Source organism: Streptomyces sp. NPDC053673 (assembly GCF_055585225.1).
On the sequence record NZ_JBVJKN010000001.1, the window covers coordinates 627,080 to 649,925 of the forward strand.

Consider the following 22,846-nt stretch of genomic DNA (forward strand, 5'->3'; position numbering starts at 1 on the left):
GGTTTCCTCCGGTCATACGGTGTTGGTGCCCGGTGGCAGCGGGGCGATGCCCGACGGGGGTACGAGGGCGTGGAGCCGATGCCACGCCAGCACCGAGCAGAGCGCGAAGCCCAGCGCGTTGCCGAGGCCGTGCGTGGCGGCCATCCAGGTGAGGTTCGGGTGCGGCAGGCCGGTGGCCTCGCCCACCGCCCAGCTCAGCGCCAGCAGCATCGTCGCCACCAGGACGGCCGCCGATACGGCGAGCAGGCCGCGCGTCAGCCGCCCGGCGCCGGCGGTGCGGACGTCCCGCCAGGTCAGCAGGGCGACGGCCCACATTCCGGCGGTCAGTACGAGCGCCCCGGCCAGCTCGGCCCAGTCGTCGAGGAAGTATCCGGCGAGTACGAGAAGGGTGCCGAGGGGGACGCTGAGGGCGGCGAAACGGGCAGTGGGGCCGTGTGCCACCCGGCTGACCAGCCCGGCCACCAGCGCGGCGGCGAAGCCGGCGAAGTGGAAGTGCGGCACGGTCAGCGCCAGGATCTCCAGGTCGAAGCCGAAGAGGCGGTGGCCCGAGCGCTCGGTCACCAGGGCGACTCCGGCGACCGCCGGGGTGACCAGTGCCGTGAGCACCGCGATCTCTGCGGGGGTGATGAGGGCGCGTGCCGCGTCCGGCGATCTTGTCGGGCCCGCGACGCCGGCTACGGTACCTCGCTGCGTTGTCGGAGTCGCCCAAGTACGTCCAGTACGAGGGCGATCTCCCCCAGCTACCGCTGGGAGGTGCCCCCACCTCCTTGCGATGCGTCCCCTCGGCCCTCTCGGCCTTGGGAGACCCCATGCATCTGATGTCGCGGCCCGGTCCTCGAAGATCGCCCGGACAGGACCTTGGCGGACGGTGCGGCGCAGTCGCGCGGGGGCGTGCACGGCCAGTGCCAGGGTGGCGAGGGCGTAGACCGAGGCCAGCGCGGTGGCGGCGGGGCCGCGCGGCAGCCACAGGGAGACCGCGCCGGGCACGGCGAGCAGCGGCCACAGCCTGCGCAACAGCACCGGAGCGGGTGCGGTGACGAGTCGGAGACCCGCCGGGACGATCACCAGCATGCCCAGCATGACGATCGCGTTGACCAGAGCGGTCATCACGCCCCACCCCCTGCTTGAACGTGTTCAATTTCTGCTCATGAGCTTAGAGTAGGAACTGAACACGTTCAAGTCGCGGGTTCCGCCGGAATGCGGCATGACAGGAGGGATCGCAAAGATCACTCCGGGTGCAATTCGCAACAGGCGGGAGATGGCGGGACATGTTCGTGCGCTCACCGAAGCAAGGCCGGTACGCGGGGCCGGCCGCGCTGTCGGCAGGCCTGACGGCCGCTCTACTGGTCACGGGCTGCAGCAGCTTGGCAGGTCAGGGGCAGCCGGGTACCTCGGCCTCGCAGCAGGTACATCTGCAGGCGGCAGCGGATCAGGGTTCTGATCCGTTCACCCCTTCGACGGCAACCACCACGGGCGCGTCCGGGGAGTTCCACGCGCCGCGTACCACCGGGGCGAGCGGCCCCGAGTCCACCGTCCGGCCCATCCGGACCGTGCTCGGTTCCACACCGGGGCTGTACGGCGGTACGCGCTCGGTCGCGAGCTGCGACGTCGAGCAGCAGATCCGCTTCCTCATGGCCGACCAGGTGAAGGGGGACGCGTTCACCCAGGGGGCCGGCGTGAGCCAGCAGGACATCCCGGCGTTCCTGCGCGGGCTCACCCCGGTGCTCCTCAGGGCCGACGCGCGGGTCACCAGCCACGGCTACCGCGACGGCACCGCCCAGCGCCACCAGGCTGTCCTGCAGGCCGGGACCGCCGTCCTGGTCGACGAACACGGATCGCCCCGGGTCCGCTGCGCCTCGGGCAGTCCACTGGCCTCGCCCGTGGTCACGGCCGGGACCCCGGAGGAGCAGGGCAAGCCGTGGAAGGGCTACGACCCCGGGCGCGTCGTCGTCATCACCCGCGCGGCGCATGTGATCGACAGCCTGGTGATCGTCGACATCATCGGCAACGCCTGGATGGAGCGGAAGAGCGGTACGGACGGCGAGGCGGATCGCAAGCCCGACGTGCCACCGCCGTACGACCCCGGCACCCATGTCACCGAGGCGCCGGCGGGCCTGCCGGCCGGTCCGGTCACTTCCAGCCCCCAGCAGGTGAGCCCCGACGCCACCGCTCCGCAGCCGAGCCGTCAGGACCCGGGCACCAGCCGTCCCGGTGTGCCCAGCGCCCCGACCGGCGGTCCCGACGTCATCCGGCCCGACGTCATCCTTCCCGACGCGAGCGCCCCCGGCGCGAGCAGCCCCGATGCGGGCGCGGCCCAGTCCGTGCCCGCCGGCCCGGGCGATCCCAACGCGCTGCCGGAGCCGCAGCAGGACGACCAGGGCGCGTTCGATCCGTCCGGCACCGAGCTCTGGGGCCCGGGCGACCGCCCCGGCGGCGGTGGCGGCACGAGCGGCGAGCCTGATGCGATCCTCCCGGATGCCGTGCCTCCGGATGCCGCGGCGCCCGACGCCGGCGGGGACTCCGCGGAGCCCGACACCGGCGGGGACTCCGCGGAGCCCGGCGCCGCCGGGGACTCCGCGCCACCGCTCGCCGACGGGCAGACCGCGCGGAGCTGAGCGGGCAGTCGGCCCGCCGCTCGATAAATCGGACAAACGATGGCAGAGTTTCACCATGGTTGATCGGGCAGCGGGTGCCCTGTCGCTTCCCGACGACTGGCCCGCCCACCCGGATCTGAGTCTGGCCCTCAACCGCATGGGCAGCTTCGACTGGGACCTCGACAGCGGGCTGATGCACCTGGACCAGCCCGCTCTCGATGTGTTCGACGTGCCGGCCGAAGAGTACGACGGACGCCCCGAGAGCCTCGCCCCCCGCTTCCCGCGCAGCGAAGCGATCCGGCTGGACGGGCTCGTGTCCCAGGCCCTCAAGAGCGGCAGCACCAGCTACGGGGCGTACTTCCGTATCCGGTGCCGGGACGGCACTCTGCGCTGGACCCACACCCAGGGGTCGGTGCTGCGCGACGCCTCGGGCCGACCTCACCGCATCATCGGCATCGTCCGTGACGCGACCCAGGAGCTCGCCGACTCCAGCGCCCGTGTCGAGCTCGACACGGAGCGCCGGCGCCAGACCAGCGTCGTCGAGACCACCACGGCCGCGCTCGCGCACGCCAGGACGGTTCAGGACGTCATCGACGTCCTGAAGGACTCGCACGGACTCGAGCGCCTCGGCGCCACCAGCATGGTGGTGGGGCTCCTGGAGTCGGGCCGCATCCATCTCGTCGCCGAAGGTCCCGCAGGCTCGTTCGTGCCCGGGACGCGGTACACCCGGGTCGACGAGCAGTACCCGATGAGCGAGGTCATCCGCACCCTCGCGCCCCGCTTCATCGAGTCGAAGGAGGACTTCGCCGGCTCCTATCCGAGGCTGTGGCCGCACATCAGCGGTCTCGGAATCACCTCGGCCGCCTACATGCCGCTCATCGCCCAGGCCCGCCCCATCGGCGCACTCGGCCTGCTCTACAGCGACAAGACCGGTTTCACCACCGAAGAACGCAATCTGCTCGTCGCACTCGGCAGCAGCATCGCGCAGAGCCTCCAGCGGGCGGTCCTCTTCGAGCAGGAACACGACCTCGCCGAAGGACTGCAGCAGGCGATGCTGCCGCGCCGTATCCCCTCGGTGCCGGGAGCTCAGATCGCGGTCCGCTACCGCTCCGCCAGGCTGGGCCGGGACATCGGCGGCGACTGGTACGACGTCATCCCGCTGCCCGGCGGACGCGTCGGCGCGGTCATCGGCGACGTCCAGGGCCATGACACGCACGCCGCCGCGGTGATGGGGCAGCTGCGCATCGTCCTGCGCGCCTACGCCGCCGAAGGGCACACCCCGGCGACCGTGATGGCCCGCGCCTCCGTGTTCCTCCACGAGCTCGACACCGATCGCTTCGCGACCTGCATCTACGCGGAGGCCGACCTGGCGACGGGTGTGGTGCAGATGGTCCGGGCCGGGCACATCGACCCGCTGATGCTCACCACGGACGGGGACTGCCGCCGCATCCCGGTGGACGGCGGACTCCCGCTCGGACTGTCCGCCGAGTTCGGCAGCCTCGAATACCCCGTCGCCACCGTCGAACTGGACCCTGGGCAGAGCCTGCTGCTCTACACCGACGGACTCGTCGAACAGCCCGGCGCCGACCTCGACGACGGGATGCAACTGCTCACGGCGACGATCCGCGGCGGCCCCAAGGACCTCCAGTTGCTCGCCGACCAGCTCTGCGACGAGGTCGACGAGCGGGCGGGCGACGACGACGTGGCGATCCTGCTGCTGCGCCGCCATGGCGCGTACGCCCCGCAGACGGGTGGAAGGCTGCAGCAGCACGTCGCCCAGAACGACCCCGAGGCGCTGAGCTCCGCCCGGCACATGATCCGCGCCGCGGTGCGCGCCTGGGGAGCGGCGGACAAGTCCGACGAGATCGAGCTGGCGGCGGACGAGCTGATCACCAACGCCCTGATGCACACGGACGGCGGCGCGATCGTGACCGTACGCGTGCTGTCGGGACCCGAGCGGCGGCTGCGGGTGGAGGTCGAGGATCCGTCGAGCGCGCTGCCGCGGCGCCGGGAGGCGGGGGAGTCCGGGGTCTCCGGCCGGGGGCTGATGCTGGTGGACCGGCTGGCGGACGTCTGGGGTGTGGAGTCGCGCGGCAGCGGCAAATGTGTGTGGTGCGAGTTCATCGTTCCGGACCGGCAGGCAACCTGAACACTACCGGATGGTAACCGTATGTAACCTGATTGTACTTGACCGTAACCGACTGCAGGCGATTGACTGCGTACTCCTGTGTTCCGGCCCTAGGACATGAGGACCCCTTTGAGCAGCGAGCTTCTGGCACCTCTCGATCTGGCTTTCTGGCACCTCGAAACCGCCGACCACCCGATGCACCTCGGCGCGCTCGCCCACTTCACCCCACCCGCACCCGCGGCCGGGGACGGCGGCAGCGGCGACGGGAACGGCATCGGCAGCGAGGAGATCCTCGGACTGCTGGCTTCCCGCGCCGCCGCGATTCCCCGGCTCAGAATGCGGGTGCGCGACGTCCTGCTGCCGGTCGGCGGTGCCGCCTGGATGGTGGACACGGACTTCGACGTACGCCGGCACCTCCGCCAGGTGCGGCTGCCGGCCGGTGACTTCGCCGCGGAAGCCGCCAGGCTCGCCGGAGAACTGATGGAACGTCCGCTTGAACGCGGGCGGCCACCGTGGGAGATGTACCTCCTCACCGGAGGCCGGGGCGACCCGTTCGGCGTGCTCGTCAAACTCCACCACGCACTCGCCGACGGCATGCGCGCCGTCGCCATCGGCGCCGGGATCTTCGACGAGATCGCCGACCCCCGCGGCCGCAGGAACGGACGCAAGGCCCGGACCGTGCCGCCCCGCTCCTGGCTGCCGGGGCCCTGGCAGGTCGCCGGTATGGCCCGCGGCCGGATCGAGGAGCTGGGCCGGGCCGTGGGCGTCGGCGCCTCCCTCGTCGGCGCCTCGCTCGCCCGCGCCGGGCGGCTCGACCCGCGCGGTACGGCCGCGCTCAGTGCGACCTCCAGCGGGACACGCCGGCTCGCCACCGCCGTCCTCTCCCTGGACGATGTGCACCAGGTGCGCAGGACCGCCGGTGGCACCGCCAACGACGTGCTGCTCGCCACCGTCGCCGGGGCGCTGCGGCGCTGGATGACCGCGCGCGGCGACGCCCTGCCCCTCGCCGACCCCAGTGCCCTGGTCCCGGTGTCCCGGCGCCGCCCCGGCAGCCCGTCCGGCTCCGGCAACAAGCTCTCCGCCTATCTGCTGGGGCTGCCCGTGTCCGAGGCCAACCCCTGGTTCAGGCTCCACGCCGTCCGCAGCGGCATGGACCGCAACAAGGCCGCGGGCCCGATGCGCGGCGCCGGGGCGGTGGCCCTCATCGCCGACCAACTGCCGCCGCTCGCCCACCGCTTCGGGGCACCGCTGGCCGGAAACGCCGCCCGCATGCTCTTCGACGTGCTCGTCACGAGCGTGCCGCTGCCGCGCTCGGCGCTCTCGCTCGCCGGCTGCCCGCTCAGCGAGATCTACCCGATGGCGCCGCTCGCCCGCGGGCAGTCGCTCGCGGTGGCGATGTCGACGTACGGCGGGCACGTGCACGTCGGCCTGGTCGCCGACGGCAAGGCGCTGCCGGACGTGGACCGGCTCGCGCGCAGCATGGAGGAGGAGCTCGCGGCGCTGGTGGCGCTGACCCGGTAGAGGCGGGAATCCAGCCCGTCCGGCTCATGGAGCACGGCCGAAGGCCGTACCCGGGGGTGTGGGGGGCAGGGCTCCCCACGCTCGCCTCGCCGGGCCGGTGCTGGCACGCTGGATCCATGCCGGAACTGCCCGAGGTCGAAGCGCTCAGGGAATTCCTCGACGAGAACCTGGTGGGCAAAGAGATCGCCAAGCTGCTGCCCGTGGCGATCAGCGTGCTCAAGACGTACGACCCGCCGCTCACCGCCGTCGAGGGCGCCGAGGTCACCGCCGTGCACCGGCACGGGAAGTTCCTCGACATCACCACCACCACCGGACTGCACCTCGTCTTCCACCTCGCCCGCGCCGGCTGGCTCCAGTGGAAGGACGTCCTCCCGTCCGGCGTGCCCCGGCCCGGCAAGGGTCCGCTCGCCCTGCGCGCGGCACTCACCGGCGGTGACGGCTTCGACCTGACCGAGGCGGGCACCACGAAGAGGCTCGCCGTGCATCTCGTCCGCGACCCCTCGGACGTCCCCGGCATCGCCCGCCTCGGTCCCGACCCGCTCGCCGACGACTTCGGCCGGGACGCCTTCGCCGCGCTCCTCGCCGGTGAACGCCGCCAGATCAAGGGCGCACTGCGCGACCAGAGCCTCATCGCCGGAATCGGTAACGCCTACAGCGACGAGATCCTGCACGTCGCGAAGATGTCTCCGTACAAGCTCACCTCGAAGCTCGGCGACGACGAGATCACCGGACTATACGAGGCGATGCGCACGACTCTGAAGGAAGCCGTCGAGCGTTCGCACGGCCTCGCCGCCGGACGCCTCAAGGCCGAGAAGAAGAGCGGACTGCGCGTGCACGGCCGCACCGGCGAACCCTGCCCGGTGTGCGGCGACACGATCCGTGAAGTCTCCTTCCACGACTCGTCGTTGCAGTACTGCCCCACCTGCCAGACCGGCGGCAAGCCGCTCGCCGACCGCCGGATGTCCCGGCTGCTGAAGTGACTCAGCGCTCCAGGGACACCAGGCGGTCGCCGTTCACCGTACGGACCTCGAAGCGGTCGATCTCGCGGTGCTGCAGCGCGGTGCCCACCTCGATGTCCAGCGGTTTCTCGTGCCCGGGCGAGCCGGGGATGCCGTAACCGCCGCTCGGCACCGACCAGGAGGTGACCGTGTGCTCCTCGCCGTCCTTGCCTATCGCGACCAGCTCACAGGTCCGCGGCCCACGCAGCCGGGCCACCCGCAGTGCGACCTGGGTGCCCCAGTCCGACGCCCGCAGATCGACCGCGCCGTACACCCCGCTCGCACCGTCGGTCGCCGCGATCCGCTCGTCGGGGCCGCCGCCCGCGTCGTGCGACAGCCCCACCACGAGGGCGGGCAGCGCGACGATCAGCGCGGCGGCCGCCGCCACCAGCTGCAGCCTGCGGCGGGAGCTGCGCCGGTGGAACACCCCGACCTCATGGAGCATCCGGTCCAGTAACCGCGGCGCCGGAGGGGTCTCGGGCCGGCCGGGACCGGCGAGATCGGACAGTGCCGACACGACCGGCGTGAAGTCGGTCAGGCGTACGGCACAGAGCACGCACTCGGACAAATGCTCCTCGAAGCGGAACGCGTCCGCGGGGTCGAGGACGCCCAGCGCATAGGCGGCCACATCCCGGTGCCGCTCCCGCAGATTCATGGACCAATCCTTCGGCTCGCCGGCTACGAACGGTCCATACACGTCGTACGTACCGTGGGTCACTTGGGAATACGCAGAGGAACCCTTCCGTGCTCATCCGTGAGCCCGGAAAGTGTGCACGGGCACGATCCGGCGCCCCTTCCGCCGTGGCCGGCCCGTGGTCCCGCGCATGCCGCGCGCTTAGGGCCTGTCCGGTGGATCTTGCTGGGCTCGCGACGCCCTGCGACTCCGTCTCCTGCGTTGTCGTCAGTCGGCATGGCTCCGCCATGACTTCTTCCTCCGCCTTGGATCCGAAGCCGCACGACGCCGCTCGCTGATCCAGCCTGATCCACCGGACAGGCCCTAAAATCCGCAGCATGCTGCGCGTACTGGCGGTCGACGACGAGACACCGGCACTCGAGGAACTGCTGTATCTGCTGCGCTCCGATCCACGGGTGCACAGTGCGGAGGGAGCCACCGACGCCACCGAGGCGCTGCGGCGCATCAGCCGGGCACTCGACGCGGGTCCCGACGGCGAGGACGCCATCGATGTCGTCTTCCTCGACATCCACATGGCCGGGCTGACCGGGCTCGACGTCGCGAAGTTGCTCGCGGGCTTCGCGAGGCCCCCGCTCATCGTGTTCGTCACGGCCCACGAGGGCTTCGCCGTCCAGGCCTTCGACCTCAAGGCCGTCGACTACGTCCTCAAGCCGGTTCGCCGGGAGCGGCTCGCCGAGGCGGTGCGGCGCGTCAGTGATCTGGCCGGCGCGGCGCGGGACTCCGGCCGGTCCACGTCCGCGCCCGCGCCCACGCCCGCCCCCGTGTCCTCGCCCGGGTCCGCCCCCGCGCCCTCACCCGGGCCGGAACCGTTGTCGCCGACCGGGCCCGTGGTCACCGGACCCGCCGCGCCCGGCGGCGCTCCCGAGCAGATTCCGGTGGAGCTCGGCGGTGTGACACGGTTCGTCGCGATAGACGACATCGCGTACGTCGAGGCCCAGGGCGACTACGCCCGGCTGCACACGGCCGACGGCAGCCACCTCGTCCGGATCCCGCTGTCCACCCTGGAGGAACGCTGGGCGTCCCGGGGCTTCGTCCGGATCCACCGCAGCCATCTCGTCGCCCTCGGCCGCATCGAGGAGCTGCGCCTGGACGCCGGCGCCACCACCGTCCGCGTGGGCACGGCGGAGCTCGCGGTGAGCCGCCGGCACGCGCGCCAGCTGCGCGATCTGCTGATGCGCCACGCGCGGGGCTGAGCGGCCGTACGCGACCGTTCGGCGCGCGCGGGGTGCCGTTCGTCGTCCCGTCGGGCCCGTACGGCGACGGGCGCACCCCGCTGACCGAGCCGCACCCGGAATCCGCGCTGCCGCTCCCCGCACCCGCCTACGCTTGATCGGCCAGGGGAGAAGGGGCCTGATGTCGGACATCGAAGCGCTGCTCGAGGAGCTCGGCGGGCTGCAGGCGATCCGGCCCGCAGGCCCGGACGACGTCGAGGCGCTCCTCGCCAGGGCCAAGAGCGCCGCCGGCCGGTGGGCCGATGTGCTGTACGAGATCCAGGAGTCCACGCAGGGACTGGTCGGACCGCGCGCGGAGGCCGCCCTGGAGGTCGCGTTCCGCCGCGCCGAGGAGTCGTACGTCGAACTGGAGATCGCCCTCGCGGACTGCACCGGCCGACGCGCCGCGACCTGCGACCGGGGCGGCGCATCCGCGCCACCGTGATCGGGCCGAGACCATCGGGCGCCTACCCTCCGTCATTCCCCCTGCGTAGACTCCGTAGATCCTCGGACCTGCACCTGCCCGAACGTGCCGCCCGTCCGAACGAGTCGCCGAGAGATGCCGGGAGCGGACACCGATGTCTGCAGAGCAGCCACCCCGCCGTGAAGTGGTCACCGGAGTGCCCCGTGGAGCCCGCCGCCGGCCCGGTCACGCGCCCGCGCGCTCCGAGATCAGCGAGCAGACCCCCCTCGGCACGGTGTACGTCCGCTCCCTGATGCGAAGCCAGCTCCGCACGGCGCTGTACGCGCTGGGCACGCTCGTCCTCCTCGTCGGCACGCTCCCCCTGCTGTTCGCCTTCCCCGCCGCCGTCCTCGGCTCCTTCTCCTCTCCCGAGCCGTTCGTCTGGGCGGCGCTCGGAGTGGCCGTCTATCCGGTGATGTGGCTGATCGCGCGCTGGTACGTCCGCCGAGCCGAGCGCAACGAACGCGACTTCACCGGGCTTGTCGAGGGCCGCTGACGCCGCGAGCGGGGGACAACCGGTGAACCAGACCTATGCGGTGACGGCCGTCATCTTCGTCGTCCTCGCGACCGTTCTCATCGGCGCCCTCGGCCTGCGCATATCCCGTACGACGTCCGACTTCTACGTCGCCTCGCGTACCGTCAAACCCGGCCTCAACGCCGCGGCCATCAGCGGCGAGTACCTCTCCGCCGCCTCCTTCCTCGGTATCGCGGGACTCGTGCTCCTCCAGGGCCCCGACATGCTCTGGTACCCCGTCGGCTACACCGCCGGCTATCTCGTTCTGCTGGTGCTCGTCGCCGCCCCGCTGCGCCGCTCGGGGGCGTACACCCTCTCCGACTTCGCCGAGGCCCGGCTCGAATCGGCCACGGTGCGGCGACTCGCCAGCCTCTTCGTCGTCGGCATCGGCTGGCTCTATCTGCTCCCGCAGCTCCAGGGCGCGGGGCTGACCCTGGAGATACTCACCGGTGCACCCGACTGGGTCGGCGGACTCGTCGTCGCCGTCGTCGTCACCGGCGCCGTCGCCGCCGGCGGCATGCGCTCCATCACCTTCGTGCAGGCCTTCCAGTACTGGCTGAAGCTCACCGCGCTCCTGGTGCCCGCCCTGTTCCTCGTCGCCGCCTGGCTCGGCGACGACGCCCCCCGGGCCCGCTTCGACGCCCCCACCGTCTTCCGCGAGCACACCGTCGTCAGGATCGACGACACCGTACGGGTCGAGCTCGAAGGACCGCTCACCGTCAGCGTCTCCGGTACGGTCGACGGCGCCCGGCACGACGCACAGCGGCTCACCCTCGGTGAGGGGACCCACCACATCGACGCCGGGACCACCCTCTCGTTCCCCACGGGCGCCGAAGTACCCGAACGTGCGTCCACCGGCGCGGACCCGTTCAGCTGGTCCCAGCCGCTCGCGGGCGGACGCGACGGCTACCAGCTCTATGCGACCTACGGACTGATACTCGCCACCTTCCTCGGCACGATGGGACTGCCCCATGTCGCCGTCCGCTTCTACACCAGCCCCAACGGCCGTGCCGCGCGCCGCACGACCCTCGTCGTGCTCGGTCTGATCGGCTCCTTCTACCTGCTGCCGCCCGTCTACGGCGCCCTCGGCCGCATCTACGCCCCCGAACTCGCCCTCACCGGAGAGGCCGACGCCGCCGTACTCGTCCTGCCGGAACGGATCGTCGGCGGTCTCGCGGGCGATCTGCTCGGCGCGCTCCTCGCCGGCGGCGCGTTCGCCGCGTTCCTGTCCACCGCCTCCGGGCTGACGATGTCCGTCGCGGGCGTCCTCACCCAGGACATGCTGCCCTCGCGCGGCGTAGGGCATTTCCGGCTCGCGACCGTCCTCGCCATGGCGGTTCCGCTCGCTGTGAGCGTCGTCGCCACCAATGTGCCGGTGGCGGACGCCGTCGGGCTCGCGTTCGCCGTCTCCGCCTCGTCGTTCTGCCCGCTGCTCGTCCTCGGCATCTGGTGGCGGCGGCTCACACCGCCGGGCGCCGCGGCCGGACTCGTCGCCGGCGGCGGCGCCGCGCTGACCGCCGTCATGGCCACCCGGGCGGGCCTCGCCCCCGAAGGCTGGGCGCACACCCTGATGGCCTGGCCCGCCGTCTGGTCGGTGCCTCTCGGCTTCCTCACCATGGTGCTGGTATCGCTCGCGACCCCCCGCCACATACCGTCCGGAGCCGCCGCCATCCTCGCGCGCCTCCATCTGCCGGAAGACCTCGTCGGACGGCCGCAGCCCGAAGGAGCGCAGCGATGACCGGAACGGCACTGGCCGCTCTGAGCGCAGCCGGAGCCGTCCTGCTCGCTGCGGGGTTCGCGCTCGGCCGGCTCACCGCGCGGCGCGACACCGACCCCGACCTGGACCTCGGTACCCCGGTGGAGCGCGCGACCTTCCACACCCTGCACACCGCCTCGCTCGCCGCGCCGCCGCTACGGGCCGGGCTCACCGAGGACACCGCCCGCAAGGCGGCCCGCCGGCTGCGCTCGCTGCTCGGCACCGAGGCCCTCTGCCTGACGGACCGCGAAACCGTCCTCGCCTGGGACGGCCTCGGCGGGGACCACCACCAGCAGCGGGTGATGCGCCGGGTCGCCGAGGTGCTGGACTCCGGCCGCAGCCAGAGCATCCGCACCGGCTGCGACGACGTCGAGTGCCCACTGCGCTGGGCCGTCATCGCCCCGCTCACCGGCGAGGAGGGTGTGCTCGGCGCGCTCGTCGCCTATGGCTCCAAGGAATCGGCGGTCCTCGTACGGGCCGCCACCGAGGTCGCCCGCTGGGTCTCCGTACAGCTGGAACTCGCCGAGCTCGACCGTTCCAGGACCCGGCTCATCGAGGCCGAGATCCGCGCCCTGCGCGCGCAGATATCCCCCCACTTCATCTTCAACTCGCTCGCCGCGATCGCCTCCTTCGTCCGCACCGATCCCGAGCGCGCCCGTGAACTCCTCCTGGAGTTCGCCGACTTCACGCGATACTCGTTCCGCAGGCACGGCGACTTCACCCACCTCGCCGACGAACTCCGCTGCATCGAGCAGTACCTGGCGCTCGCCGGGGCGCGCTTCGGGGACCGGCTCAAGGTGACGCTCCAGATCGCCCCCGAAGTGCTCCCGGTCGCCCTGCCCTTCCTCTGCCTCCAGCCGCTCGTCGAGAACGCCGTCAAGCACGGACTGGAGGACTCCAGGGACGAGTGCCGCGTCTCGATCTCGGCACAGGACGCGGGCTCCGAGGCGGTGGTGACCATCGAGGACGACGGCGTCGGCATGGACCCCGCCGAGCTGCGCCGGATCCTGGCGGGGGAGGGCTCCCGTTCCTCCGGCATCGGTCTGTCCAACGTCGACGAACGGCTGCGGCAGGTGTACGGGGACGACTACGGGCTGGTCATCGAGACGGGTACCGGGGCAGGCATGAAGATCACCGCAAGGATCCCCAAGTACCGCGCCGGGGTGCACAAGAACTCCGGCGGGCGCTGAGCCGCACAGCACGTGTGTCCCCTCGTCGACGGCAGTGGCGTGCAGCAGCGTCGACGGCGCAGGACGCCGGACGGCGCCGGTCGCCCGGGCAGCGGGCCGGACCGCGAGCTCAGAAGAGATGGACGGCCAGGTGCCCCAGCGGAAGTCCCAGCCGCCAGGCCGGCGTCCACACCTGCGACGACTCGTCCAGGGCCGCGCCCACCGGCAGAGCGGGATGCCACGGCCCGGGGTCGTCGCCGAGGTCGGCGGCGAGCAGCTCGGTCTGTTCCAGCCACCGCCAGGCGTCCCTGGCCAGCGCCAGATCGGGGTCCGGCCGTCCGGTGTCCTGCTCGAAGGCCTCCCGGACGGACATGTGCTCGCGTACCCACTCCTTCCAGGGGTGCCCGTACGCGGTGACCGACAGCCACTCGTCCAGCCCGGACAGCATCCGGACACCGGGTTCGTCCTTGCTGTCGCACAGGTAGACCGTCAGGGCCAGGGTCTCCCGGCCGGCTCTGAACTCCAGTGAGCCGGTCTCCACCAGGCCGCCGGCGCGCAGCACGTGATCCGCTATGTACTCGGCGCACAGCCAGGCGATGGGGACCGCCAGATCCCCTCCACTGGTCCCGTTCGTACTCTCGGGCAGCACAATCTCCACCTTCTCCCGGATGCTTCGGTACGGGTCTCGACGACGAGCCTCCACCGAGAGACACGCCTCAGGGTTGCTCTTTACTCAACTCGAGCGGCTCGTTTCGAATCCGGTCGCCGCGAATTCGTGTCACGAGGGAGACCAGGGGACGGATGGGGAAGCGGGGGTCGAAGTGACAGGCCCGCGGCTGCGTCCGCCGCATGCGCTTCGTACCGTTGCCCTATGAATCCGGTACAGGACCACCCCCTCGTCGAGACCGCGATCCGTTACCACCGGGCGGTGGCGGGATTCGCGACGGGGAAGGAGCTCGGACGGTTCTTCCACGAGGACGCCATTCACGACGAACTGCCCAACGCCCTCTTCCCCGACGGTGTGCGACGCGACCTCGAAGGTCTGCTCGCCGCTGCGGAACAGGGCCGCAAGACGCTCACCGAGCAGAGCTTCGAGGTGATCAACGCGGTCGCGCACGGCGACCGGGTCGCCCTCGAGGTGACCTGGACCGGCAGACTCGCCGTCCCGCTCGGCGGTCTTCCCGCGGGACATGTCCTGCGTGCGCACATCGCCACGTTCCTGGAGTTCCGCGACGGTCTGATCGTCGCGCAGCGGAACTACGACTGCTACGAGCGGATCGCGCCGGCCCGGGAGCCGGAGCCGGATGTCCGGCTGTAGCCGGGCAGACAGCGGGCGAGGGCGCGCAGGGCGTAGTGCGAACGCGACTTGACCGTGCCCGCCGGGATGCCGAGCGCCCGGGCCGCCTCGCCCACGCTCCGGCCGTGGAAGTAGATCTGCACCAGCACGGCACGGTGCTCGGGGCTCAGCCTGCCGACCGCCGCGCGGACGTCGAGCGCGGCGACCGCGCGGTCGGTCACGTCGGACGGGTCGGGCGTGGCGGCGAGGACCCCGTCGCCGATCTCGACCGGCCGGGCCAGCCGGGAGCGGCGCGCGTCGATCGCGAGACGGCGGCCGACGGTGAAGAGCCACGGCCGCATCGACTCGTACGGCGCGTCGAACGCCTCCGGATGCTGCCAGGCCCTCAGCAGGGTCTCCTGGAGGAGGTCCTCGGCCCGCTGCCGGTCCCCGTAGGTCAGTCCGAGGAGATAGCTCAGCAGGGCGGGACCGTGTTCGTGCTGCAGCTCTGCCAGCGTCCGCTCGTCGGTCGTCGCCGTCGCTGTCGCCGTCGCCATCGTCGGCATCCTTTCGCGCAAGAATCCCCGGAGAGTTCGCTGCTACGTGGCGTATTCGAACGCATGGGGGCGGGAAGGGGCAGGCGCCGCACACGGATGTGCGTTGAGCGGTCGCACGATGCGGCGAATGGTGCGGCGAGCGGTCGGTCGGCCCTCAGTGAGTGGTCAGCCGGATGAGTGGCATCCATTTGGTCATGATTTGATCGAATTGTGCGTTTTGATGCTTGACTGAGGCTTGTGATCAGGTATGGACGCACGGCTTCGCTGGCTGTGCTGGCTGTGAACGCCGCCGCGCTGCTCGGCGCCATGGCGGGCTGCGGCGGGCCCGGGCTGACGCAGGGCGCCGCCCCCGGCCGGCGGGAGCCCGAACCTCCCACGCACCCCACCGCGGCCGGATCCTCGACAGCCCGCGGCTTCACGCTTGTCGCCGCCGGCGACGTCCTCCCGCACGCCTCGGTCATCCGCCAGGCGGCGGCGGACGCGCATGGCGACGGCTACGACTTCCGCCCCATGCTCGACGGCATCAGATCCGTCGTGTCCCGGGCCGACATCGCGATCTGCCACATGGAGACGGTGTACGGCGAGAACAGCGGGCCCTACACGGGCTACCCCGCCTTCAAGTCCCCGCCGCAGATCGCCGAAGCCCTCCGCGCCACCGGCTACGACTCGTGCTCCACCGCGTCCAACCACAGCCTGGACGACGGAGCCGACGGCGTACGCCGCACACTCGACACGCTCGACCGGGCCGGCGTCGAGCACGCCGGCACCGCCCGCAGCGCGGCCGAGGCCCGCCGGCCCGCCTGGCTGCACGCCGGATCGGCGAAGGTCGCCCAACTCGCCTACACCTACGGAACCAACGGCATCCCGCTCCCCGAGGACCGGCCATGGGCGGTCAACCGCATCGACGAGCGGCAGATCCTCCAGGACGCCAGGGCCGCCCGCAGAGCAGGCGCCGACGTCGTCGTGGTCAGCGTGCACTGGGGCACCGAATGGCAGACGGCGCCCGACCGGCAGCAGCTGCGGCTCGGCAACACCCTGACCGCCGCCCGTACCGGCGGGCGGCCCGACATCGACCTTGTCATCGGCACCCACGCCCACGTCCCGCAGGCCTACGAGAAGGTCAACGACACCTGGGTGGTGTACGGCATGGGCGACCAGATCGCCGGCCCCATGACCAACCACGACGGCCACCACGACCCGCGCGGCAGCCAGGGCACCATCGGTCGCTTCACCTTCGCCCCGCCCGCCCGGCCCGGTGGGCGCTGGGTGGTGACCAAGGCCGAGTTCATCCCGCAGTGGATGGACACGGCCGCCGGTCGCGTGGTCAACCTGAACGCGGCGATCGACCGCGGTGCGGCGCACCACACCGCCATACGCGACCGGATCCGCGACGTCGTCCTGAGCCGCGGGGCCGCCGCCGACGGTCTCGTCATGGGCCGTTGACCGGGCGCGCGGCCGGCACCTGGATCACGGATCACAGTGTCTTCGGCCCGGCCTCCGCCTCCGCCTTCGCGAGCCCCGAGTTCCGGTACGAGTACGTGAAGTAGATGATCAGGCCGATCACGAGCCACACAGCGAAACGGATCCAGGTGTGCACGGTCAGAAACGTGACCAGCCAGAGCGAGAACGCGACACCGATCGCCGGCACGAAGGGCATGCCCGGGCAGCGGAACGCCCGCGGCAGATCCGGCTGCCGGTAGCGCAGTACGATCACCGCGATGCACACCACGACGAACGCCAGCAGAATGCCGATGTTCGTCAGCTCCGCCGCCTCGCCGATCGGCAGGAACCCGGCGATGACCGCCGACGCCACACCCACGATCCAGGTCACCCGCACCGGCACATGCCGTTTCGGGCTGGTCTTCGCGAACCAGTGGGGCAGCAGACCGTCCCGGCTCATCGCGAACCAGACCCGGGTCACACCCAGCATGAAGGTGAACATCACGGTGATGATGCCGATGATCGCGCCCACCGCGATGACATCCGCGAGCCCGCCAAGACCCACGGACTTGAAGGCCGAGGAGAAGCCGCTCTCCGGGTCGATCTCCGTGTAGTTCTGCATGCCCGTGAGCACCAGACACGCCAGCACGTACAGCACCATCGAGATCGCCAGCGAGTAGAGGATCGCCTTCGGCATATGGCGTTGCGCGTCCTTGGACTCCTCGGCCGCCGTCGACATCGCGTCGTACCCGAACACCGCGAAGAAGACCGTCGCCGCCCCCGCGAACGCCCCGCTGATGCCGAACGGGAAGAACGGGTTGTAGTTGGACGTGTCGATGTGGAAGAAGCCGACCACGATCACCAGCAGGACGACCAGGACCTTCAGCACCACGACGACCGTCTCGAAACGGGCCGCGTTCTTGATGCCGAGCGTGAGCAGATACGCGGTGAACAGACACAGCAGCGACGCGAACAGATCGACCTGGTGTCCCTCGCCCGTGCCTGGCGCACCCAGCATCCAGACGGGCAGCGGTGCGCCCAGCTCGACGAGGAGGAAGTTGAAGTACCCGGAGATGCCGATCGCGACCACCGCCACGATCGCCGTGTACTCCAGCAGCAGATCCCAGCCGATGAACCAGCCTGCCAGCTCGCCGAGCACCGCATAGCCGTAGGTGTATGCCGACCCCGCCTTCGGGATCAGACCGGCGAACTCGGCGTACGAGAAGGCCGCGGCCGCGCTCGCCACGCCCGCGATCAGGAACGAGATGACGACCGCGGGGCCCGCCTTTTCGTTCGCGACCGCTCCGGTGAGGGCGAAGATCCCGGCACCGATGATGCCGCCGATGCCGATGGCCGTGAGCTGCCACAGACCCAGCGTTCTCGTGAGCTGTTCGCTCGGCGCGCCTTCTTCGATCAGTTCGATGGGCTTGCGGCGCAGTACGCCCTGCCCCATCCGGAGCCCTGCCATTCGTCACCTCTTCGCGCACCGCTGTCGGACAACGGCGGCTCATGATGGACCAGGGAAGCCGGTGACGGAAGGCGACATGCTGCAGCGGAGGTGAGGACTCCGTACGGGCTACAGGACCACCGTCACACGGGCTACGGGGCCACCGTCACACGGGTTACGGGACCACCGTCACCGGCCAGCGACCGGCCTTGACCAGCCGTACCGCCACCGAGCCGATGATCCGGTGCCCCGCCGACTCCGACGCCCCCACCACGACCGCGTCCGCCCTCAGCTCGTCCGCCGCCGTGACCAGCCCGCCGTACGGATCGCCGCGGAACGTGTGGAACTGCCAGCGCACGTCCCAGATGCCCCGCACCCTCTCCGCCGCCTCACGGATCTCCTTGACCAGCCCCTCGGCGATCTCCCCGGTGGTGTCGGCGATCGGCGCACCCAGCGCGGCTCCGGCGGGCATGACGGGCTGCACGTACACGATGGCGAGCAGGGCGTTCTGCCGCCGGGCGAGGCCGCCCGCGTACGCAGCCGCCCGCAGCGACGAATCGGAGCCGTCCACGCCCACGACGATGACCTTCGGACCGTCGGTACCGCGTTCGAAGCGGTGGGGCTGCTGCCGGGGCTGCTGCTCGGGCTCCTGCTCACTCACACCGTCGAGGCTATCGCTGCCGACAGGCGCCCGGCCGAGGGGCTCCCTAGAGTGCGGAGCATGAGTGTCAGCGTGGAGGAGCGCGCAGCCGGCACCCGCCGCCGCTTCACGAGCAAGGTGCCGGACGGCTTCGCGATGTTCTTCGCCCTGCTCGGAGTGTTCTGCGCGATCCTGGCCCTGATCGTGCCCCTGCGCAGGCTGCTGCGCCCCGTCGCGCTCTTCCTCGACCAGGTTGCCGTCCCCGTCAGCGCCAACCTCGCCTACGCCGTCTTCCTGCTGCTGCTCGCGGCCGCGATCGGAGCCCGCAAGAAGGTCGCCTGGTGGCTGGTCGTGGCCTACCTGGCACTCCTCGTCGTCGCCGACGTCCTGGTCCTCGTCTTCTACCGGGACACGGACTGGGTGCCCAACCTGGTGCTTTGCCTGATCGCCCTCGCGATCCTCCTCCTCGCACGGCACGAGTTCTACGGGCAGACACGGCGCGGCGCCCTGCGGCACGCGATCCTCGTCCTGATCGTCGGACTCGCCGCCGGAATCCTGGTCGGCTGGGGACTCGTCGAACTCTTCCCGAACACCCTCGTCAGCGAACAGCGGCTGCTGTGGTCCGCCAACCGGGTGCTCGGCGGCCTCGTCTCCGGCGCCCAGTTCGACGGCAGCCCGTCCCGCGCCCTCTTCTTCCTCCTCGGCCTCTTCGGTGCGCTCGCCCTGCTCAACTCCGCCCGTACGCTCTTCCGCTCACAGCGCATGGAAGCCGCCCTCCACGGCGACGAGGAACCCCGTCTGCGCGCGCTGCTCGGGGCGTACGGCTCACAGGACTCCCTCGGCTACTTCGCCACCCGGCGCGACAAGGCCGTCGTCTTCGCACCCAGCGGCAAGGCCGCCGTCACCTACCGCGTCGAGGTCGGGGTCGCCCTGGCCAGCGGCGACCCCGTCGGCGACAAGGAGGCATGGACCCCCGCCGTCGAGGCCTGGCTGGACGTCGCCCGCCGCTACGCCTGGGCGCCCGCCGTCATGGGAGCCTCCGAGGACGGTGCGCGGTCGTACGCCCGCTCCGGACTCGGCGCCATCCAGCTCGGTGACGAGGCGATCCTGTACGTGGACCGGTTCGACCTCGACGGCCGGGACATGCGGGTCACCCGGCAGGCCGTCGGCCGGGTCCGCCGGCTCGGCGCGACCGCCCGGATCCGCCGCCACTCCGCCCTCACCGCCGAGGAGATGAAACAGATCATCGCCCGGGCGGACGCCTGGCGGGACACCGAGACCGAGCGGGGCTTCTCCATGGCCCTCGACCGGCTCGGCGACCCCGAGGACGGCGAATGCCTGCTCGTCGAGGCCTTCGACGCCGACGACAGGCTCATCGCGCTGCTCTCCTTCGTCCCCTGGGGGCGCGACGGCATCTCCCTCGACCTCATGCGCCGCGACCGCCACACCGCGCCCAACGGCATCATGGAGTTCATGGTCGCGGAGCTGTGCGACCACGCACCGCAGCTCGGCGTCCGCCGGATCTCCCTCAACTTCGCCGTCTTCCGCTCCGCCTTCGAAGAAGGCGCCCGGATCGGCGCCGGACCGGTGCTGCGGCTCTGGCGCCGCCTGCTGCTCTTCTTCTCCAAGTGGTGGCAGCTGGAGGCCCTCTACCGGTCCAACGTCAAGTACCAGCCCGCCTGGTACCCGCGGTTCCTCTGCTACGGAGACGCCGGCTCCCTCGCCCGGATCGGCCTCGCCTCCGGGATCGCCGAGGGCTTCGTCTCCGTACCCAGCCTGCGCAAGATGTGGGGCAGGGGCCGGCCGCGCGGAGACACCGGGCCCGTGGCCGGCACCGCGGGCCTGCCGCCGATCGACTCCCTGCAGCTGGCCGGGCCCGACACCGTGCGCCCCATGGGGGAGCGCAGACTGCCCGAGCAGGTACGGATCCGCCACCGCAAACTGGAGCGGCTGCGCGAACAGGGCATCGACCCCTACCCGGTCGGGGTTGCCGCACGCAGCGGCACCCTCGCCGGGGTCCGCGCCGCGCACCCCGCCCTCCGGGCGGGAGCGCGCACCGGCGAACAAGTCACCGTCGCCGGGCGCGTCATGGCCGTACGCGACTTCGGAGGCGTCGTCTTCGCGGTGCTGCGCGACTGGTCGGGCGACCTCCAAGTCGCCTTCACCCGCGACGGATCGGGCCCCGGGGTGCTCGCCGCGTTCACCGCCGACGCCGATCTCGGGGACCACATCACCGCCACCGGCGAGATCGGCGCCAGCGATCGCGGCGAGTTCACCGTCTTCGTCACCGCCTGGCAGCTCACCGCCAAATGCCTGCGTCCACTGCCCGACAAACGACGTGGACTCGCCGACCCCGAGGCCCGCGTCCGCCGCCGCTATCTGGACCTCGTCGCCAGCCCCGACGCGCGCAGTGTCGTACGCGAACGCTCCACCGCGGTCCAGGCACTGCGCCAAGGGCTGCTCGACCGCGGTTATCTCGAGGTCGAGACCCCGATGCTCCAGCAGATCCACGGCGGCGCCAACGCCCGCCCCTTCACCACCCACATCAATGCCTACGACATGAACCTCTATCTGCGCATCGCCCCCGAACTCTTCCTGAAACGGCTGTGCGTGGGCGGCATGGAGAAGGTCTTCGAGATGGGCCGCACCTTCCGCAACGAAGGCGTCTCGTACAAGCACAACCCCGAGTTCACGATGCTGGAGGCCTATCAGGCCTTCGCCGACTACGACGTGATGCTCGACCTCACCCGTGAACTCATCCAGGGCGCCGCCACCGCCGCCTTCGGATCGCCCGTCGCACACAAGGCGGGAGCGGACGGCAAGCTCGTCGCGCACGACATCTCCGGGCCGTGGCCGGTCAAGACGCTCTACGGCGCGGTCTCGGAGGCGCTCGGCGAGCAGGTCGACGCCGACACCGACGAGGACACCCTGCGCAGGCTCTGCGATCTGGCCGGAGTCCCGCACAGCCCCGACGACACCCGTGGCGACGTCGTGCTGGAGATGTACGAGCGGCTGGTGGAGGAGAAGACCCAACTGCCCACCTTCTACAAGGACTTCCCGACCGACGTGTCCCCGCTGACCCGCCAGCACCGCCGCGACCCGCGCCTCGCCGAACGCTGGGACCTCGTCGCCTTCGGTACGGAACTGGGCACGGCCTACTCGGAGTTGACCGACCCGGTGGAGCAGCGACGGCGCCTGACCGCCCAGTCGCTCCTCGCCGCGGGCGGCGACCCGGAGGCCATGGAGCTCGACGACGACTTCCTGGACGCGCTGGAGTACGCGATGCCGCCGACCGGCGGACTCGGTATCGGCGTCGACCGGCTGGTGATGTTCCTGACCGGCCTCACCATCCGCGACACGCTGCCGTTCCCTCTGGTACGCCGCCACTGATCGGGCAACTGTCCGATCACTTGCGCCAAATGATCGCCCCATCGGGTGTTTCGCACCGCCGAACCGGTGTTGTTGAGGGGCACCGGCCATCGCCCGTGGCAGCCATTGCTCATGGAGAAGGATCAGATGATGTTGGGGCGGCGGTCGGTACTGGGCATCGCCGCCTGTGTCGGAGCCGCCGCCGTCACACCCCTGTTCATTTCGGAACGGTCCAAGTCGCCCGGCGGGTCCGCGGCCCCGCCTCCGGCGGCCGGCCCACAGGCGAGTGCGGTGAGAAAGACTTCCGAGTACCGGCTGCAGCCGATGACGGCGTTCGCCCCGACACCTCTCACCAGAGCGGCGACTCCCGTACGGCGGCGGCCCTTTCTGAGCATGCCGTCGCTGGGCCGCTCCATGGTGCTGAGCTTCGACGACGGCCCCGACCCCCGCTACACCCCGGAGATCCTGAAGACGCTGCGACGGTACGGCGTACCTGCCATGTTCTTCGTCTGCGGGGAGAAGGCGGTCGACAACCGGGACCTGCTGCGGCACATGGCCGACGACGGCCATGTGGTGGGCAACCACTCCTGGTCGCATCCGCTGATGTCCCGGCTCGGCCCGTCCGGCATCCGTGGCGAACTGGCCGGCACCAGCGAGCTCATCGAGAAGACGCTCGGCGCCCCGCCGCGGTGGTACCGGGCGCCGTACGGGACGTGGAACAGGTATTCCTTCGAGATCGGTGCCGAGCTGGGCATGGAACCGCTCGCCTGGACCATCGACACCGTCGACTGGAGCGAGCCCGGCACCAGCGCCATCGTCAGCAGTGTCCTGGACGAGGCTGAGCCCGGCGCGATCGTCCTCTCGCACGACGCGGGCGGCAACCGCTCGCAGAGCGTGGCGGCGCTGCGCCACTATCTGCCGCGCCTGCTGGACTCCGGATACCGCATCGCGGTACCGAGCGCTGAACAGCGCGGATCCGTGTAACAGCGCGGATCCGCCGACCAGTGCGGACCGTCCGGCCCACTGAGCGGAAAGGACTGTCCGGCCCGCCGAAGGGCGGGCCGGACGC

At 71.3% G+C, this 22,846-nt stretch carries 19 protein-coding genes; 13 read left to right on the forward strand and 6 right to left on the reverse strand.

Annotated features, from left to right (window positions below; translation table 11 throughout):
• Nucleotides 1–12: 12 nt before the first annotated feature.
• On the reverse strand, nucleotides 13–1,107 hold the full coding sequence (locus ACZ6ZQ_RS02825; RefSeq protein WP_469766736.1) for a YndJ family protein: 1,095 nt from the start codon (nucleotides 1,105–1,107) through the stop codon (nucleotides 13–15).
• A gap of 443 nt (nucleotides 1,108–1,550) precedes the next feature.
• Between ACZ6ZQ_RS02825 and ACZ6ZQ_RS02830 the strand changes: the two genes are divergently transcribed.
• The 4 genes from ACZ6ZQ_RS02830 to ACZ6ZQ_RS02845 all read left to right on the forward strand — a co-directional run bounded on the left by ACZ6ZQ_RS02830 (nucleotide 1,551) and on the right by ACZ6ZQ_RS02845 (nucleotide 7,223).
• Complete coding sequence (locus ACZ6ZQ_RS02830) at nucleotides 1,551–2,615, forward strand: DUF6777 domain-containing protein (RefSeq protein ID WP_469766737.1); 1,065 nt, start codon at nucleotides 1,551–1,553, stop codon at nucleotides 2,613–2,615.
• 55 nt (nucleotides 2,616–2,670) lie between these two features.
• Nucleotides 2,671–4,743, forward strand: coding sequence for a SpoIIE family protein phosphatase (locus ACZ6ZQ_RS02835; RefSeq protein WP_469766738.1), 2,073 nt, complete (start codon nucleotides 2,671–2,673; stop codon nucleotides 4,741–4,743).
• A gap of 108 nt (nucleotides 4,744–4,851) precedes the next feature.
• On the forward strand, nucleotides 4,852–6,243 hold the full coding sequence (locus ACZ6ZQ_RS02840; RefSeq protein WP_469766739.1) for a wax ester/triacylglycerol synthase family O-acyltransferase: 1,392 nt from the start codon (nucleotides 4,852–4,854) through the stop codon (nucleotides 6,241–6,243).
• Nucleotides 6,244–6,359: 116 nt separating this feature from the next.
• Nucleotides 6,360–7,223 carry an Fpg/Nei family DNA glycosylase gene (locus ACZ6ZQ_RS02845; protein WP_469766740.1) on the forward strand — a complete coding sequence of 288 codons (864 nt, stop codon included), beginning with the start codon at nucleotides 6,360–6,362 and terminating at the stop codon, nucleotides 7,221–7,223.
• Nucleotide 7,224: 1 nt separating this feature from the next.
• Here the strand turns inward: ACZ6ZQ_RS02845 and ACZ6ZQ_RS02850 are convergent, their stop codons facing one another.
• Entirely contained in the window at nucleotides 7,225–7,896 is a 672-nt protein-coding gene (locus tag ACZ6ZQ_RS02850) for a zf-HC2 domain-containing protein (protein WP_469766741.1), read from the reverse strand.
• 356 nt (nucleotides 7,897–8,252) lie between these two features.
• Between ACZ6ZQ_RS02850 and ACZ6ZQ_RS02855 the strand changes: the two genes are divergently transcribed.
• The 5 genes from ACZ6ZQ_RS02855 (at nucleotide 8,253) to ACZ6ZQ_RS02875 (ending at nucleotide 13,069) form a co-directional block, all read left to right on the forward strand.
• Nucleotides 8,253–9,128, forward strand: coding sequence for a LytR/AlgR family response regulator transcription factor (locus tag ACZ6ZQ_RS02855; protein ID WP_469766742.1), 876 nt, complete (start codon nucleotides 8,253–8,255; stop codon nucleotides 9,126–9,128).
• A gap of 160 nt (nucleotides 9,129–9,288) precedes the next feature.
• Nucleotides 9,289–9,591, forward strand: a complete 303-nt coding sequence (locus ACZ6ZQ_RS02860) for a hypothetical protein (RefSeq protein ID WP_469766743.1) — start codon at nucleotides 9,289–9,291, stop codon at nucleotides 9,589–9,591.
• A gap of 133 nt (nucleotides 9,592–9,724) precedes the next feature.
• On the forward strand, nucleotides 9,725–10,105 hold the full coding sequence (locus ACZ6ZQ_RS02865) for a DUF485 domain-containing protein (RefSeq protein ID WP_453663816.1): 381 nt from the start codon (nucleotides 9,725–9,727) through the stop codon (nucleotides 10,103–10,105).
• Between the two features lie 22 nt (nucleotides 10,106–10,127).
• A complete protein-coding gene (locus ACZ6ZQ_RS02870; protein WP_469766744.1) occupies nucleotides 10,128–11,861 on the forward strand; it encodes a sodium/solute symporter in 1,734 nt (577 codons plus the stop codon).
• Nucleotides 11,858–13,069, forward strand: a complete 1,212-nt coding sequence (locus ACZ6ZQ_RS02875) for a histidine kinase (protein WP_469766745.1) — start codon at nucleotides 11,858–11,860, stop codon at nucleotides 13,067–13,069. The genes ACZ6ZQ_RS02870 and ACZ6ZQ_RS02875 overlap by 4 nt, the downstream gene beginning before the upstream one ends.
• 109 nt (nucleotides 13,070–13,178) lie before the next feature.
• Here the strand turns inward: ACZ6ZQ_RS02875 and ACZ6ZQ_RS02880 are convergent, their stop codons facing one another.
• Nucleotides 13,179–13,697 carry a hypothetical protein gene (locus ACZ6ZQ_RS02880; RefSeq protein WP_469766746.1) on the reverse strand — a complete coding sequence of 173 codons (519 nt, stop codon included), beginning with the start codon at nucleotides 13,695–13,697 and terminating at the stop codon, nucleotides 13,179–13,181.
• Nucleotides 13,698–13,919: 222 nt separating this feature from the next.
• Between ACZ6ZQ_RS02880 and ACZ6ZQ_RS02885 the strand changes: the two genes are divergently transcribed.
• Nucleotides 13,920–14,366: a nuclear transport factor 2 family protein gene (locus ACZ6ZQ_RS02885; protein WP_469766747.1), complete on the forward strand. Its 447-nt coding sequence runs from the start codon at nucleotides 13,920–13,922 to the stop codon at nucleotides 14,364–14,366.
• Here the strand turns inward: ACZ6ZQ_RS02885 and ACZ6ZQ_RS02890 are convergent.
• Nucleotides 14,315–14,881 (reverse strand): sigma-70 family RNA polymerase sigma factor, encoded by a 567-nt coding sequence (locus ACZ6ZQ_RS02890; protein WP_469766748.1) that lies wholly within the window; start codon nucleotides 14,879–14,881, stop codon nucleotides 14,315–14,317. The genes ACZ6ZQ_RS02885 and ACZ6ZQ_RS02890 overlap by 52 nt on opposite strands.
• Before the next feature lie 306 nt (nucleotides 14,882–15,187).
• Here ACZ6ZQ_RS02890 and ACZ6ZQ_RS02895 point away from each other — a divergent pair, with 306 nt between their 5' ends.
• A complete protein-coding gene (locus ACZ6ZQ_RS02895) occupies nucleotides 15,188–16,324 on the forward strand; it encodes a CapA family protein (protein ID WP_469766821.1) in 1,137 nt (378 codons plus the stop codon).
• Nucleotides 16,325–16,355: 31 nt separating this feature from the next.
• Here ACZ6ZQ_RS02895 and ACZ6ZQ_RS02900 read toward each other — a convergent pair whose 3' ends face one another.
• Both ACZ6ZQ_RS02900 and ACZ6ZQ_RS02905 read right to left on the reverse strand, forming a co-directional pair.
• Nucleotides 16,356–17,789 (reverse strand): amino acid permease, encoded by a 1,434-nt coding sequence (locus ACZ6ZQ_RS02900; protein WP_469766749.1) that lies wholly within the window; start codon nucleotides 17,787–17,789, stop codon nucleotides 16,356–16,358.
• A 154-nt stretch (nucleotides 17,790–17,943) separates the two neighbouring features.
• Complete coding sequence (locus ACZ6ZQ_RS02905; protein WP_469766750.1) at nucleotides 17,944–18,429, reverse strand: universal stress protein; 486 nt, start codon at nucleotides 18,427–18,429, stop codon at nucleotides 17,944–17,946.
• A gap of 60 nt (nucleotides 18,430–18,489) precedes the next feature.
• Here ACZ6ZQ_RS02905 and lysX point away from each other — a divergent pair, with 60 nt between their 5' ends.
• Both lysX and ACZ6ZQ_RS02915 read left to right on the forward strand, forming a co-directional pair.
• The gene (gene lysX / locus ACZ6ZQ_RS02910; RefSeq protein WP_469766751.1) at nucleotides 18,490–21,798 is read left to right on the forward strand and encodes a bifunctional lysylphosphatidylglycerol synthetase/lysine--tRNA ligase LysX; all 3,309 of its coding nucleotides are present in this window, start codon (nucleotides 18,490–18,492) and stop codon (nucleotides 21,796–21,798) included.
• Between the two features lie 270 nt (nucleotides 21,799–22,068).
• Nucleotides 22,069–22,761 carry a polysaccharide deacetylase family protein gene (locus ACZ6ZQ_RS02915; protein ID WP_469766752.1) on the forward strand — a complete coding sequence of 231 codons (693 nt, stop codon included), beginning with the start codon at nucleotides 22,069–22,071 and terminating at the stop codon, nucleotides 22,759–22,761.
• Nucleotides 22,762–22,846: the final 85 nt, after the last annotated feature.